The organism is Phenylobacterium sp. (assembly GCF_046463815.1).
Lineage (GTDB): Bacteria > Pseudomonadota > Alphaproteobacteria > Caulobacterales > Caulobacteraceae > Phenylobacterium.
In genome coordinates this window covers 43,992-57,596 of sequence record NZ_JBKBRO010000018.1, presented here as the reverse complement: position 1 = coordinate 57,596, position 13,605 = coordinate 43,992, and the positions used below count along the sequence as shown (strand labels likewise).

Sequence of the window (13,605 nt, the reverse complement as noted above, 5' to 3'; positions counted from 1 at the left end):
CTCCCCGCATGACGCGCCTTCCGTTCGCCGCCGCCAGCTTCGCGCTGCTGATTTCGGCCGCTTCGGCCCCCCTTGCCGCCCTGGCCCAGCCCGTCGAGGTGACGCCGCTGGCCGCCCCCGACGCCTTCTCCACCCCCGGCCGCCAGACGGGCCTGCCGCAAGACCTCTGGCGGGGCGCGTCGGCCGAAACGGCGAAGGCGGTGCTGCCGCTGCTGGCGGCCAGGCCGCTCTCCCCCGCCGCGGCCCAGCTCGCGCGGCGTGTGCTGGCCACCGGCGCGCCGGGACCGGAGGGCGTGGGCGACGACCCGGCCGTGATCGGCGCCCGGGCCGGCGCGCTGATCGCGCTGGGCGATCCCCAGGCCGCCGCCGCCATCCTCCAGCGCGCGCCCGGTCTGGAACGGAGCCCGGAACTGTCCCAGGCGGCCGCTGAAAGCGCCCTGCTGGCCGGCGACGACGCGCGGGCCTGCGCCATCGAGGAGGCGCTGGGGAGCGGCCGCGGCCAGGCCTACTGGCTCAGGCTGCGGACCTACTGCCAGGCGCTGGCGGGCAGGACGGCCGAGGCCCAGCTTACCTTCGAACTCGCCCAGGGCCAGGCGCGCGACGCCGTGTTCGGCCGCCTGCTGGGCGCCAAGCTCTCGGGCGCGGCGCCGGGCGCGGCCTCGCTCCGGAACGGCCTGGACTACGCTCTCTCGAAGAGCCTCGGGCTCGATATCGCCGCCGCCAAGCCATCGCCTGCCGTGGCCGCGGCGCTGGCGGGCGGCGAGGTTGCACCGCCGGCCTTCGACATCGCCGCCGTGGACTCCGCCACCGGCGGCCTGGCCGCCGCCCTGGCCACGGGCGAGACGCCGCCGCCCGGCGGGCTGTCCGCCCTGATCGCCGCCGCCGCCGAGGCCGAGCCCAAGGCCGGCGCCGGGCTGCAGGGCGCGGCCCTGCTGCTGGTGGCCCTGTCGCCCGACCTGCCGGCCCGGGATCGCGGGCGCCTCGCCGCCTTCGCCTTGGCCGGGGGCAAGGCGCCGGCCGGCCGGCTGCTGGCCCTCGACCAGGCCGCCGACGGCAAGCTGGCCGGAGAAGCGGCCCTTCTGTCCCTCTGGATCGCCGCCGACGCCGGGACCGCCGGTCCGGCCCTGGGCGACCGGGTGCGGATCGTCCGGGCGCTCGCCCGGGCGGGGCTCTCCGACGACGCCCGCGCCTTCGCCCTGGAGGGGTTGGCGGGGCTGAAATGAGCAGGGGCGGCGCCTGGGCCGAGGCCTTCCTGGAGATGATGGCCGTCGAGCGCGCCGCGGCGAAGAACACGCTGTCCGCCTATGGCCGCGACCTGGCCGACGCCGCGGGCTTCCTGGCGGGGCGGGGGCGGGATCTCTCGGACGCCTCGACCGAGGACGTGGAGGCCTACTTCGCCGACCTGGGCGTCCGCGGCCTCTCGCCCGCCACGGCGTCCCGGCGCCGCGCGGCGGTCCGCCAGTTCTATCGCTTCGTCCTGGGCGAGGGCTGGCGCGAGGACGACCCCTCCCGCCGCGTCGAGGCGCCTAAGAAGGGCCGGACCCTGCCCAAGGTGCTGTCGCGCGAGGAGATGGACCGCCTGATCGCCGCGGCCGGGGCCCGGGACGGCGCCCAGGGCCTGCGCCTCGGCTGCATGGTGGAGCTGGCCTACGCCTCGGGCCTGCGCATCTCGGAGCTGACCGGCCTGACGCTCGCGGCCCTGGCCCGCGACCCGGCCTATCTGATCGTCAGGGGCAAGGGCGGCAAGGAGCGGCTCGCCCCCCTCAACGAGGCCGCCCGCGCGGCGGTGAAGGCCTATCTGGAGGTCCGGCCGGCCTTCCTGCCGGCGAAGGACAGGGCGAACCCCTGGCTGTTCCCCTCGCGCGGCAAGGGCGGGCGGCTCACGCCCCGCCGCTTCGCCCAGCTCCTGGACGAAGCCGCGGCCGACGCCGGCATCGACCCGGCCCGGGTCAGCCCCCACGTCCTGCGTCACGCCTTCGCCACCCACCTGCTGGAGGGCGGGGCGGACCTGCGGGTCGTGCAGAAGCTGCTGGGCCACGCCGACATCGCCACGACCCAGATCTACACCCACGTCGCCTCCGACCGCCTCGCCGAGGTGGTGCGCAGCAAGCACCCCCTGGGCCGCAAATAGAAAGGCCGCCCGGAGGCGGCCCTTCCCACGTCAGCCGGTGATCCGGTAGCGGCCCTCGGCGTCCGGACAGACGCGGACGTAGCGGTAGTCGCGGCCGTAGGAGTCCACCGGCGCGGGGGCCAGGCGGCAGCGCTGGTGGGTGTAGTAGCTCGTGTCGTACGCGCCGTAGCGGTACGAACGGCTTTCGCGGTACGGCGCCGTTTGGTCGTAGGTGAAGTACGGGCCGCGGCTGTCGCACTTGTACTTGTCGTTGGCGTTGCCGACCGCTGCGCCCAGGCCGCCGCCCACCAGGGCGCCCAGCACGGCGCCTTCGGTGCGGGCGTTGCGGGCCGCCACGTTCGAGCCCAGCACGCCGCCCACGATCGCGCCCAGCACCCCGGCGGTCACCGTCGAGTTGTTGTCGCAGCGGACGTTCGAATAGGCGGCGTTGCGGCCGTAGCCGCCCGCATGGGGCGCGTCATGGCGATCCCAGTAGGCCTGGTCCCACACCGGCTGCGGATAGCGGCGGGCGTAGGCGCCGTAGCCGTAGCGGGCGTCATAGCGGGCCCGGGCCCTTTCCCAGTCCGCCAGGCGGCGTTCGTAGTCGCGCCGCGCCGCGCGGTAGTCGGCCCGGGCTTCCTGATAGGCCTCGCGGCGGTCCTCGTACTGCGCCCGCTGGGCGCTGTAGTCCTGGTACTGGCGCTGGTACGCGTCGGTGGGGCGGTAGTCCTGCGCATAGACGGGGGCGGCGGTGGCCAGCGCGAGCGCCGACGCCGTCGCGATCTTCAGAGTCCTGGTCATGCGATAGCTCCATTTCTCCTCGAGGCGCGGTGCTTGTCAGGCAGGAATCCGCGCGGTCTTTCGGTGAAGACGCGCCCCGGTCCGCCTCCGGCCCCCCGATGCGGAGCAGGCTTGGGCTCGACCTCGGCCCTACAAACGACGGGCGAGGCCAGGGGTTGCAGCCGCCATCATGTCCCCGTCTGGGCGTGGGGAGCGCCGACCGGCTTGCTCTCGGACGAGCCGCGCTCGCGCAGGAAGATGGCCAGGACCACCAGCACCGCCGTGGACAGGAACTCGCTCTGCCAGTTCTGGAACGACTCGAACCAGAACTCGGCGCTCGCCAGATGGTCCAGGACGCCGGGCGGCGGCTGGCCGTGCTGGACGGCCTCTTCGCCGGCGAGCCGGGCGCTGTTCACCGCGTGCAGCGTGAACGAGGCGGCGAACAGGATCATCATGGCCAGGCCCAGCGAGCGGCTGTAGAGCCGGCGGGCGAGGCCCCCGGCGCGGACGGGCCAGGGCGCGTCGGGCTTGTCCGCGTCCAGCGCAGGGTCGCGGTCCTGCGGGGCGGGCTTGTCCGGGTCCTTCGATTCCGGCGAGCCCCGCTGGAACAGAAAGGCCGTCAGCGTCACATAGGCCCACATCTGCAGGAACTCGCTCTCCCAGTTCTCGAACAACGTGGAGAGGAACTGGCCGCCCTTCAGGAACTCGAGGAAGCCGATCACGGCCTGGCCGTGCTCGATCCGCTCGTGGTTCTCCATCTGGAAGCCCGAGGTCATCTGTCCGACCAGGCTCGCCAGGAACAGGAGCATCAGGGCGAGCGTCAGGCCGTTGTCGCGCAGGAATGACTTCATGCCTGCTCAAGGCCGGAACTAAGGCGCCGGTTCCCGGCTTGTGAGGGCGGCGGTTCGGCCCTAATTTCCGCCGCTCTCCGGACCAGCTCAGGAAGCGACCTTTCGAATGGCTGCGCACTACCTCGAGTTCGAGCGCCCCATCGCCGACCTCGAAGCCAAGATCGAGGAGCTGTCCCGGCTCTCGGAAACCGCCAGTCCCGGCGCCTTCGACGGCGAGATCGAGGCCCTGCGGGCCCGGGCCCAGGACATGCGCCGCGAGGCCTATTCCAACCTCGATCCCTGGCAGAAGACCCAGGTCGCCCGCCATCCCGAGCGGCCGCACTTCGTGGACTACGTCGCCGCCCTGATCGACGACTTCCAGGAGCTTAGGGGCGACCGCAAGTTCGCCGACGACCAGGCGATCATGGGCGGCCTCGGCCGCTTCCGGGGCATGCCCGTCGTCGTCATGGGCCACGAGAAGGGCCGCGACACCGTGGGCCGCGTGAAGCACAACTTCGGCTACGCCCGGCCCGAGGGCTACCGCAAGGCCGTCCGCCTCATGGAGCTGGCCGAGCGCTTCAGCCTGCCGGTCGTCACCTTCGTCGACACCGCCGGCGCCTATCCGGGCGTGGCGTCCGAGGAGCGCGGCGTGGCCGAGGCCATCGCGCGGTCCACCGAGAAGTGCCTGATGCTGGGCGTGCCCAACGTGGCGGTCATCACGGGCGAGGGTGGTTCGGGCGGGGCCATCGCGCTCGCCGCCGCCAGCCGGGTGCTGATCCTGGAGCACGCCATCTATTCGGTGATCGCGCCCGAGGGGGCCAACTCGATCCTCTGGCGCGGCGCCCGCACCGCCGGCGAGGCGGCCAAGGCCATGAAGATCACCGCCCAGGACCTCCTGCGCATGAAGATCGTCGACCGGATCGTGCCCGAGCCGCCGGGCGGCGCCCATTCCGACCCAGAGGCCGCCATGCAGGCGGTGGGCGACGCGGTCGAGGAGGAGCTGAAGGCCCTGGCCCAGGTTCCGGCGGACCAGCTCAAGCCACAGCGCGCCGAGCGCTTCTACGCCATCGGCCGGTCGGGGCTTCAGTAAGGCTTCGCTCCTTCCCCCGCTGTCTTCGCATCGGTGGAGGAGCGGCTGGTTGAGGTACGGGGTTGCCTGACGTGGCGTCTGCGGCTTCAGTGTCTTCCAAACATCTGTTTGGAGGCGACGGCCCATGGCCCTGAAGACCCGTTTCACCGAGACCTTCGGCGTCGAGCACCCCATCGTCCAGGGCGGCATGCAGTGGGTGGGCCGCGCCGAACTGGTGGCGGCGGTCGCCAACGCCGGCGGCCTGGGCTTCATCACCGCGCTGACCCAGCCCACGCCGGACGACCTGCGGCGCGAGATCGAGCGCTGCCAGAAGCTGACGGACAAGCCGTTCGGGGTGAACCTGACCATCCTGCCGGCCATCACGCCCCCGCCCTACGCCGAGTACCGGCAGGCGATCATCGACATGGGCGTGAAGATCGTCGAGACGGCCGGCTACAAGCCCCAGGAGCACGTCGATCACTTCAAGGCCCACGGGATCAAGGTGATCCATAAGTGCACGGCCGTCCGCCACGCGCTTTCGGCCGAGCGGATGGGCGTGGACGCCATCTCCATCGACGGCTTCGAATGCGCCGGCCACCCGGGCGAGGACGACGTGCCCGGCCTGATCCTGATCCCGGCCGCGGCCGACAAGGTGAAGATCCCGATGATCGCCTCGGGCGGCTTCGGCGACGCGCGCGGCCTGGTGGCGGCGCTGGCCCTGGGCGCCGAGGGCGTCAACATGGGCACCCGCTTCATGTGCACGGTCGAGAGCCCGATCCACCAGAAGGTGAAGGAGCAGATCGTCGCCAACGACGAGCGCCAGACCAACCTCATCTTCCGCACGATGCACAACACCGCCCGGGTGGCGAAGAACGCGGTCAGCGACGAGGTGGTGGCCATCGAGCGCCGCGGCGGCGCCAAGTTCGAGGACGTGAAGGACTTGGTGGCCGGCGCCCGCGGGCGGGTGGTCTACGAGACCGGCGATCCCGACTACGGCATCTGGTCGGCGGGCATGGTCCAGGGCCTGATCCACGACATCCCGACCTGCGCCGAGCTCATCTCCCGCATGGTCCGCGAGGCCGAGGAGATCATCCAGGGCCGGCTCGCCGGCATGGTCGGCCACAAGAGCCTGCAGCCGGCGTAAGACTGCGGCGTCAGGCGAGGCCCTTCAGGGTCTCGCCGAGCTGCTCGACGGCCTCTTCGGTGGTGGCCCACGAGCACATGAAGCGCACCGAGCCGTCCAGGAAGCGGTAGGCGAACCAGCCGCTCTTATGCAGGGCGCGCAGGCGGTCCTCGTCCATCTCGACGAACACCCCGTTGGCCTCAACGGGATGGACGACGGGGAAGGGCATGAGGGCGGCCAGCTTCCGGGCCATGGCGTTGGCGTGGGCCGCGTGGCGTAGGAAGGCGCCGGACTCCAGCATGCCGATGAACGGCGCGGCGTAGAACCGGCCCTTGGACGGAAGCTGTCCGGCCTGCTTCAGCCGCGCGTCGAACCGGCGGGCCGCGGCCCTGTCGAAGATCGCCACCGCCTCGGTGGGAGTCATGCCGGCCTTGGTGCCGCCGACCACCAGGATGTCGACGCCCAGGTCCTTGATCGCCTTCAGGTCGAAGCCGGCCGCCGCGGCGTTGGCCAGCCGCGCCCCGTCGAGGTGGACGCCGTAGCCCCGGGCCTTCACCGGCCCGGTCAGCGCCTTCAGCTCGGCGGCCGTGTAGACGGTGCCGTACTCGGTGGCGTTGGTCAGCGAGAGCGCCGCCGGGGACTGGCGGTAGGAGACGTCCGGGGCCGCAAGCGGTCCGGCCAGGGCGGCGGGGTCGATCCTGCCCGAGGCGCCCTTCAGCCCGACCAGGCCGAGGCCGTGGCCGAAGAAGCCGGGAGCTCCCGTCTCGTCGGTGCAGATGTGGGCGTGCTCGTGGGCCAGCACCGCCTCGAACGGCCGGCAGAGCGCCGCCAGGGCCACCGCGTTGGCCGCCGTGCCCGAGGCCACGAAGCGCACCTCGGCGTCGGCGTCCAGCAGCTCGCGCACCAGGTCGGCGGCGCGCGCGCTGACGGGGTCGGTCCCGTAGCCCGAGGTGAATCCGGTGTTGGCGGCGATGAGCGCTTCCAGCGCTTCCGGCGCGGCGGGGGCGGTGTTGTCCGAGGCGAAGTCGTAGCGGGCGGTCATCCCGCCTGTTTAGCCCAGGCGCGGACCTCGTCCACGAACAGATCGGGCTCCTCCATCGCCGCGAAGTGGCCGCCCCTCGGCATCTCGCTCCAGCGCACGATGTTGTAGGCCCGCTCGGCCCAGCTCCGGGGCGGGGCGGTGTAGAGCGGCTCGCCGGGGAAGTTGGCGAAGGCGGTCGGCGTCTCGCAGCGCTCGCCGTCCTTCAGCGGCGCGACGCCGCCTTCCTCCAGCAGGCCGCGGTAGTACCAGGCGCCGGTCGTGAACCCGCCGGTCATGACGTAGAGCATGATGTTGGTCAGCAGCCGGTCCTTCGGGAAGGCCTCGTCCATGGACTTGGCGCGCAGGTCGCCCCAGTCGTGGAAGCGTTCGGCGATCCAGGCCGCCTGACCCACCGGATTGCCCGCCCCCAGCCAGGCCAGGGACTGGGGCTTGGACGCCTGCAGGCGGAAGTAGGCGCCCATCACCTCCATCATCGCCTGCTGGCGCTGGATCCAGCCCGTCTCGGCCTCGGAGGTCGGCCCGCCCGCCGGGCGGAAGCCGATCATGTTGAGGTGGATGGCCTTGACGTGTTCGCCGTGCTCGTGGCCGAGCCACGAGGTCACCAGCGCTCCCCAGTCGCCGCCCTGGGCGAGATAGCGGTCGTAGTCCAGCACCTGCGTCATCAGGGTGTTGAACAGCCGCGCCGTCGCCCGCTGGCCAATCGGCCGCGCAGGCTTGGACGAGAAGCCGAAGCCCGGCAGCGAGGGGATCACCAGGTCGAAGGCGTCGGCGGGGTCGCCCCCGAAGCGGCTGGGGAAGGCCAGCGTCTCGATCGCCTGCCAGAACTCGTAGTGCGAGCCCGGCCAGCCGTGGGTCAGCAGCAGGGGCCGCTTGCCGCCCGCCTCGCCGACCACGTGGACGAAGTGGATGTCGAAGTCCCCGACCTCATCCGAGACGCGGGCCGTGAACTGCGGGAAGCGGTTGAGCTCGGCCAGCGCCGCGCGCCAGTCGTAGGCGCCGGTCCAGTGGTCGCAGAGCCCCTTCAGATAGGCGCTGTCGCAGCCGTAGGCCCAGCCGTCGGGCGCCTGCGGCGCCGGCGGCCAGGGATAGGCCCGCACCTGGGCCAGCAGGGCCTCGACCTGGGCCTCGCTCCAGTTGGCCTCGAACGGCTGGGGTTTCGACATGGGGCGTCCTCCTGAGGCCTGGGAGCCTCGGCGGGTGACGCGGCGGCGGTCAAGCCGGGTGGCGTTGGGTCAGGCGGCGCCGGGACGCAGGCCCCGGCTCATGGCTTGGGCCATGGCGTGGTGCAGGCCCCGGGCCGAGCCCTTCGGCAGCTTGCCGGAAAGCTCCAGCACGACCGCGCCGTGGGCGGCGGCCCAGAACATGGTGCCGATCTGCTCGGGATCGCCGGCCAGCACGCCCGCCGCCACCAGGTCCCGCACATAGCCGCTCATGGTCGCCTGGGCCCGGGCGGCGGCCGCGGCCAGCTCGGGATAGCGGCCCTCGTAGGGCTGGTTGAGGTCGAACATCAGCTTGTAGGTCTGCGGATGCTCCAGGGCGAAGGTGACATAGGCCTCGCCCACCGCCGCCCCCTTGGCCCGCGCGCTGCCCGCCGTCTCGCGGGCCGTCTCCAGCGCTTCGGCGAAGCGGTTGAAGCCATTGGCGCGCACGGCGGCCAGGATGTCGTCCTTGTCCTTGAAGTAGCGGTAGGGGGTCATGGGCGAGACCCCCAGGGCGGCGGCGAGCTGGCGCATGGTCACCGCGTCCGGACCCTTCTCGGCGAACAGCCGCTCGGCCGCGCCGCAGAGGCGCTCGCGGAACTCCGCGACGTCGGTTTCGGTCAGCACGCGGGGCATCGAGACTCACCCGGAAAACAAGCGCTTGCCTTGGCCTAGCCCTTACCTCATAAATTTACAACGTAAGACGTATGAGCCGGGAGGAACGGCCATGGACGGCGACGCGCGCATCAATCCCTATCTGGCGGACAACTTCGGTCCGGTCCGGTCGGAGGACGACTTCGAGCTGAAGGTGAAGGGCGAGATCCCGGCGGGCCTGAGGGGCGCCCTGTTCCGCATCGGCCCCAATCCCCAGTTCGAGCCCCGCGACCCGAACCACCACTGGTTCTCGGGCGACGGCATGGTCCACGGCTTCTATCTCGAAGGCGGCAAGGCGACCTACCGCAACCGCTGGGTCCGCACGCCCAAGTGGAAGCTGGAGCACGAAGCCGGCCGCTCGCTGTTCGGCAGCTTCGGCAACCCCATGACCACCGACCCCTCGGTCCTCGGCCAGGATTCGGGCGTGGCCAACACCAACATCGTCTGGCACGCGGGCAAGCTGCTGGCGCTGGAGGAGGGCCACCTGCCGACCCGCATGGACCCGCGCACGCTGGAGACCGTGGGCTACGCCGAGGCCTACCGGGGCCGCACCACGGCGCATCCCAAGCTCGACCCGGTGTCGGGCGAGATGGTCTGGTTCGCCTATGGCGTCGGCGACATGCCGCTCTCGGCCGGCATGAGCTACGGCGTCACCGACGCCAACGGAAACGTGGTCCGCCGCGACGACTTCCAGGCGCCCTACGCCGCGATGGTCCACGACTTCATGGTCACCGAGAACCACGTGCTGTTCCCCATCCTGCCGCTGACCGCGAGCCTGGAGCGGGCGATGAGCGGCAGGCCCGCCTTCGCCTGGGAGCCGGAGAAGGGCAGCTTCGTCGGCGTCATGCGCCGCGACGGAGACGTCGGCTCGATCCGCTGGTTCAACACCGAGGCCTGCTACGTCTTCCATCCCCTGAACGCCTGGGAGGAGGGGGATCGGATCGTGGCCGACGTCATGCGCTACGACGCCGCCCCGCTGTTCCCCAACGCCGACGGCTCGCCGGGCCGTAAGACGGCCGCGCGCATGGTCCGCTGGACCTTCGACCTCGCGGGGAACAGCGACACCATCAGGGAGGAGCCGCTGGACGACCTCGACGGCGAATTCCCCAGGGTCGATCCGCGCGTCGAAACCCGGAAGCACCGCCACGGCTGGTACGCGGCCGATCCGACGAACGGCAAGACCATCAGGCAGACCGCCATCGCCCACCTCGACGTCACGACCGGCGCGCGGCAGGTGTACGCCCTGCCGGACGGCGACATCACATCCGAGCCCGTCTTCACGCCCCGCTCGGCCGACGCGCCCGAGGGCGACGGCTGGTTGACGGCGGTGGTCTGGCGGGCCGCCGAGAACCGCTCGGACCTGCTGATCTTCGAGGCCCAGGACATCGCCAAGGGGCCGATCGGCGTGGCCGAGGTCCCCCGCCGCGTGCCCTTCGGCTTCCACGGCAACTGGGTGGGTTTCTAGACTTAACCCCGATAACGTGGTCTTGCGGACGCCAACGAACATGAGGGAGGCGTCCGCATGCGGACCTGGCTGGGCGGCCTGGCGGCCGCGATCCTGTGCATGGCGGGGCCGGCGGCGGCCGGGCCCGACTTCGCCGATCGGCAGGACTTCGACTTCGCCGAGCGCGGCTTCGTGGCCACCCGGGCCGATCCGAAGATCACCGCCGCGGACGGCCGGGTGGTCTGGGACCTTTCGGCCGACGCCTACCTCAAGGGCGAGGCCCCGGCCACGGTGAACCCCAGCCTGTGGCGCCAGGCCCAGCTTCTGTCCAAGCACGGCCTCTTCAAGGTCACCGAGGGGGTCTGGCAGGTGCGCGGCTTCGACCTCGCCAACGCCACCTTCATCGCCGGCAAGACCGGCTGGATCGTCATCGACCCGCTGACCTCGGCCGAGACGGCGCGCGCGGCCCTGGACCTCGCGAACCAGAAGCTCGGCGCCCGGCCCGTCGTGGCGCTCATCTACACCCACAGCCACATCGACCACTTCGGCGGCGCACGCGGCATGGTCGACCCCGCCGACGTGGAGGTCGGCCGCGTCCAGGTGATCGCGCCCCAGGGCTTCCTGGAGCATGCGGTCAGCGAGAACATCATCGCCGGCCCCGCCATGGCGCGCCGGGCCGTCTACCAGTTCGGAACCTTGCTGCCGCGCGGGCCCGAGGGTCCCGTCAGTTCGGGCATCGGCCAGGGGGTCAGCGCGGGGACCCAGACGCTCGTCGCGCCCAACGTCGAGATCGTGCGCACCGGCCAGGAGCTGGTCGTCGACGGCGTCCGGCTCCAGTTCCAGCTCACGCCCGGGACCGAGGCTCCGGCCGAGATGAACATCTACCTGCCGGACCTGAAGGCCCTCAGCCTGGCCGAGAACGCCAACGCCACGATGCACAACCTGCTCACGCCCCGGGGCGCGCTGGTGCGCGACGCCAAGGTGTGGGCGGACTACCTGACGGAGTCGCTCAGGCTCTACGGCGACCGGACGGACGTGCTGTTCACCAGCCACGCCTGGCCGCGCTTCGGACGCGAGGCGATCGCGGACTACGTCGGCAAGCACCGCGACGCCTACAAGTACCTGCACGACCAGTCGGTGCGGCTGATGAACGATGGCCTTACCGGCCCAGAGATCGCCAACCGGATCAGGCTGCCCGAGGCCCTGGACCGTGAGTGGTACAACCGCGGCTACTACGGCACGCTCAGCTTCAACAGCCGCGCCGTCTACCAGCGCTACATGGGCTGGTACGACGCCAACCCGGCCAACCTCGCCCCCCTCGATCCCGCCGACGAGAGCGCGCGCTACGTGGCCGCCATGGGCGGGGCCGATCGGGTGCTGGCCCGCGCCCGCGAGGCCCTGGCCGCCGGCGACGACCGCTGGGCCGTCGCGCTCGCCAATCGTCTCGTCCTGGCCGACGCGGCGAACACGGCGGCGCGCGAGTTCCTGGCCGGGGTCTACGACAAGCTGGGCGCGGAGGCCGAGAGCGCCATCTGGCGGAACATGTACCTGACCGGCGCCCAGGAGCTGCGGGCCGGCGTCCGGCCGGGACGCCCGCCCACGGCCTCGGCCGACATGCTGCGCGCCACGCCCACGCCCATGCTGCTCGACCTCATGGCCGTGCGCCTGGACCCGGAGAAGTCCAAGGGCCAGTCGGCCAGCGTCGACCTCGTCTTCCCCGACCGCAAGGAGCACTTCCGCGTGGCCGTCCGGAACGACGTGCTGACCTGGGAGGCCGACCCGAAGGGGCCTGCCGAGGCTGTCGTCACCGCGCCCCGGGCCCAGTTCCTGGCCGTCGCCTTCGCCGGCGCGCGCCTCCAGCTTCCGGGCGACGCGGCCGCGCTTCAGCGGCTGCTGGGCTTCCTCACGCCGCCGCGGCCGGACTTCCCGATCGTGACGCGCTGACCGCGCGGGCCGGAACGGGCAGGGCGTTCCCCGCCGCCTTCGCCCGCTTGGCGCCCCGCTCGATCTCCTTCAGCAGGTCGCGGACATAGACGCCGAAGTCCACCTGGATCGTGTGCCGGGCGGACTTGTAGTAGGGGCCGAGGTGCAGCGCCTCGTCCTTCGCCGTGATCTCGGCCATCTCGGCGGGCGAGGGCGGCCGGTAGCGGCCCGTGAGGTAGGCGCCGGCCAGCTTGGCCTGCTGCTCGGCGAAGTTCACCAGGGTCGGCAGGGGCTGGGCCAGGCCCATGAAGAACAGGTTGGGAATCCCCGGCTTCATCATCCGCTTGAACAGCGGGAAGCGGTGCTCGGCGTCGGGCAGCAGCTCGGGGTCGGTGAAGAACGGGAAGCTGATCCGGTAGCCGGTGGCGTAGACGATGGCGTCCACGTCCTCGACGCTGCCGTCCTCGAAGCGGACCTTCTTCCCCATCAGTTCGGCGATGTTGGGCTTGAACTTCACGTCGCCGCAGCCGGCCCGCGTCAGGAATTCGCCCGAGACCGAGGGGTGGGCCTCCAGCGGCTCGTGGTCGGGCCTGGGCAGGCCGTAGTCCTCCATCCGGCCGATGGACTGTTTGATCTTCCTGCGCGCCAGGGCCAGCCCCAGCTTGCGCGGGAACCACGGCGGCAGCGCCGCCTTGTCGGCCGGCTTGCCGTCCATGTACTTCGGCAGCACCCAGACGCCCCGGCGGGCGGCGACCCACAGGTTTTTCGCGATCGGCCGCTGGGAAAGCTCCGAGGCGATGTCCATCGCCGAATTGCCCATCCCCACCACGACGATGTTCTTGCCCCGCATGTCCACCGGGTCGAACGGGTCGCGGTAGTGGTGGGAGTGGATGGCCGGGCCGTCGAACCTGCCGGGATACTCCGGGACGCGGGGGTCCCAGTGGTGGCCGTTGCAGACGAACAGCACGTCGTAGAGCCGCGTTTCGCCGCTCGACAGCGTGACCGACCACAGGCCGTCCGCCCTGCGTTCGGCGTGGGTCACGGCGGTGTTGAAGGTGATCAGCGGCCGAAGCCCGAAGTGGTCCACGTAGTCGTGGAAGTATCTCAGGAGCTGGCGGTGGTGGGGGAAGTCCGGCCAGTCCGCCGGCACGGGATAGTCCTCGAAGGCCAGGCGCCACTTCGAGGTGTCGATGTGCAGGCTCTCATAGCAGGCCGACTGGCCGTTGGGGTTCCTGAAGTACCAGGTGCCGCCGATGTCGTCCGACATCTCGAAGCAGTCGAACGGGACGCCCAGGTCCTTCAGCCGCTTGGCCGTGGTGAAGCCGGACGGGCCGGCGCCGATGATGCAGGCCTTCGGCAGCACTTGGGGCAGCACTTCGCCCATGGTCGTCCCTCCCAACGCTTTCGCGGGAGTTTCAGGACCTTCCGTGG

At 71.6% G+C, this 13,605-nt stretch carries 12 protein-coding genes; 6 read left to right on the top strand and 6 right to left on the bottom strand.

All coding sequences use genetic code 11. The annotated features are described in order from the left end of the window. Nucleotides 1–8 precede the first annotated feature (8 nt). Nucleotides 9–1,223 carry a hypothetical protein gene (locus ACK4TT_RS13210; RefSeq protein ID WP_410213161.1) on the top strand — a complete coding sequence of 405 codons (1,215 nt, stop codon included), beginning with the start codon at nucleotides 9–11 and terminating at the stop codon, nucleotides 1,221–1,223. Next, on the top strand, nucleotides 1,220–2,131 hold the full coding sequence (locus ACK4TT_RS13205; RefSeq protein WP_410213160.1) for a site-specific tyrosine recombinase XerD: 912 nt from the start codon (nucleotides 1,220–1,222) through the stop codon (nucleotides 2,129–2,131). The genes ACK4TT_RS13210 and ACK4TT_RS13205 overlap by 4 nt, the downstream gene beginning before the upstream one ends. 30 nt (nucleotides 2,132–2,161) lie before the next feature. On the opposite strand, the gene ACK4TT_RS13200 is transcribed toward ACK4TT_RS13205, so the two are convergent. Both ACK4TT_RS13200 and ACK4TT_RS13195 read right to left on the bottom strand, forming a co-directional pair. Then, nucleotides 2,162–2,911, bottom strand: coding sequence for a glycine zipper 2TM domain-containing protein (locus ACK4TT_RS13200; RefSeq protein WP_410213159.1), 750 nt, complete (start codon nucleotides 2,909–2,911; stop codon nucleotides 2,162–2,164). 167 nt (nucleotides 2,912–3,078) lie between these two features. Beyond that, nucleotides 3,079–3,741 carry a DUF6766 family protein gene (locus ACK4TT_RS13195; RefSeq protein WP_410213158.1) on the bottom strand — a complete coding sequence of 221 codons (663 nt, stop codon included), beginning with the start codon at nucleotides 3,739–3,741 and terminating at the stop codon, nucleotides 3,079–3,081. Between the two features lie 106 nt (nucleotides 3,742–3,847). On the opposite strand from ACK4TT_RS13195, the gene ACK4TT_RS13190 reads away from it, so the two are divergent. Then, a complete protein-coding gene (locus tag ACK4TT_RS13190) occupies nucleotides 3,848–4,810 on the top strand; it encodes an acetyl-CoA carboxylase carboxyltransferase subunit alpha (RefSeq protein WP_410213157.1) in 963 nt (320 codons plus the stop codon). A 124-nt stretch (nucleotides 4,811–4,934) separates the two neighbouring features. Further along, on the top strand, nucleotides 4,935–5,933 hold the full coding sequence (locus ACK4TT_RS13185) for an NAD(P)H-dependent flavin oxidoreductase (RefSeq protein ID WP_410213156.1): 999 nt from the start codon (nucleotides 4,935–4,937) through the stop codon (nucleotides 5,931–5,933). 10 nt (nucleotides 5,934–5,943) lie between these two features. On the opposite strand, the gene ACK4TT_RS13180 is transcribed toward ACK4TT_RS13185, so the two are convergent. From ACK4TT_RS13180 to ACK4TT_RS13170, 3 genes are all read right to left on the bottom strand, one after another. Continuing rightward, a complete protein-coding gene (locus ACK4TT_RS13180) occupies nucleotides 5,944–6,954 on the bottom strand; it encodes a beta-eliminating lyase-related protein (RefSeq protein WP_410213155.1) in 1,011 nt (336 codons plus the stop codon). Beyond that, complete coding sequence (locus ACK4TT_RS13175) at nucleotides 6,951–8,117, bottom strand: epoxide hydrolase family protein (RefSeq protein ID WP_410213154.1); 1,167 nt, start codon at nucleotides 8,115–8,117, stop codon at nucleotides 6,951–6,953. The genes ACK4TT_RS13180 and ACK4TT_RS13175 overlap by 4 nt, the downstream gene beginning before the upstream one ends. A gap of 69 nt (nucleotides 8,118–8,186) precedes the next feature. Beyond that, a complete protein-coding gene (locus tag ACK4TT_RS13170) occupies nucleotides 8,187–8,789 on the bottom strand; it encodes a TetR/AcrR family transcriptional regulator (RefSeq protein WP_410213153.1) in 603 nt (200 codons plus the stop codon). Nucleotides 8,790–8,880: 91 nt separating this feature from the next. On the opposite strand from ACK4TT_RS13170, the gene ACK4TT_RS13165 reads away from it, so the two are divergent. Both ACK4TT_RS13165 and ACK4TT_RS13160 read left to right on the top strand, forming a co-directional pair. After that, nucleotides 8,881–10,272 (top strand): carotenoid oxygenase family protein, encoded by a 1,392-nt coding sequence (locus tag ACK4TT_RS13165; RefSeq protein ID WP_410213152.1) that lies wholly within the window; start codon nucleotides 8,881–8,883, stop codon nucleotides 10,270–10,272. A 57-nt stretch (nucleotides 10,273–10,329) separates the two neighbouring features. Further along, nucleotides 10,330–12,195, top strand: a complete 1,866-nt coding sequence (locus tag ACK4TT_RS13160) for an alkyl/aryl-sulfatase (protein ID WP_410213151.1) — start codon at nucleotides 10,330–10,332, stop codon at nucleotides 12,193–12,195. On the opposite strand, the gene ACK4TT_RS13155 is transcribed toward ACK4TT_RS13160, so the two are convergent. Then, nucleotides 12,155–13,558: a flavin-containing monooxygenase gene (locus ACK4TT_RS13155; RefSeq protein WP_410213150.1), complete on the bottom strand. Its 1,404-nt coding sequence runs from the start codon at nucleotides 13,556–13,558 to the stop codon at nucleotides 12,155–12,157. The genes ACK4TT_RS13160 and ACK4TT_RS13155 overlap by 41 nt on opposite strands. Nucleotides 13,559–13,605: the final 47 nt, after the last annotated feature.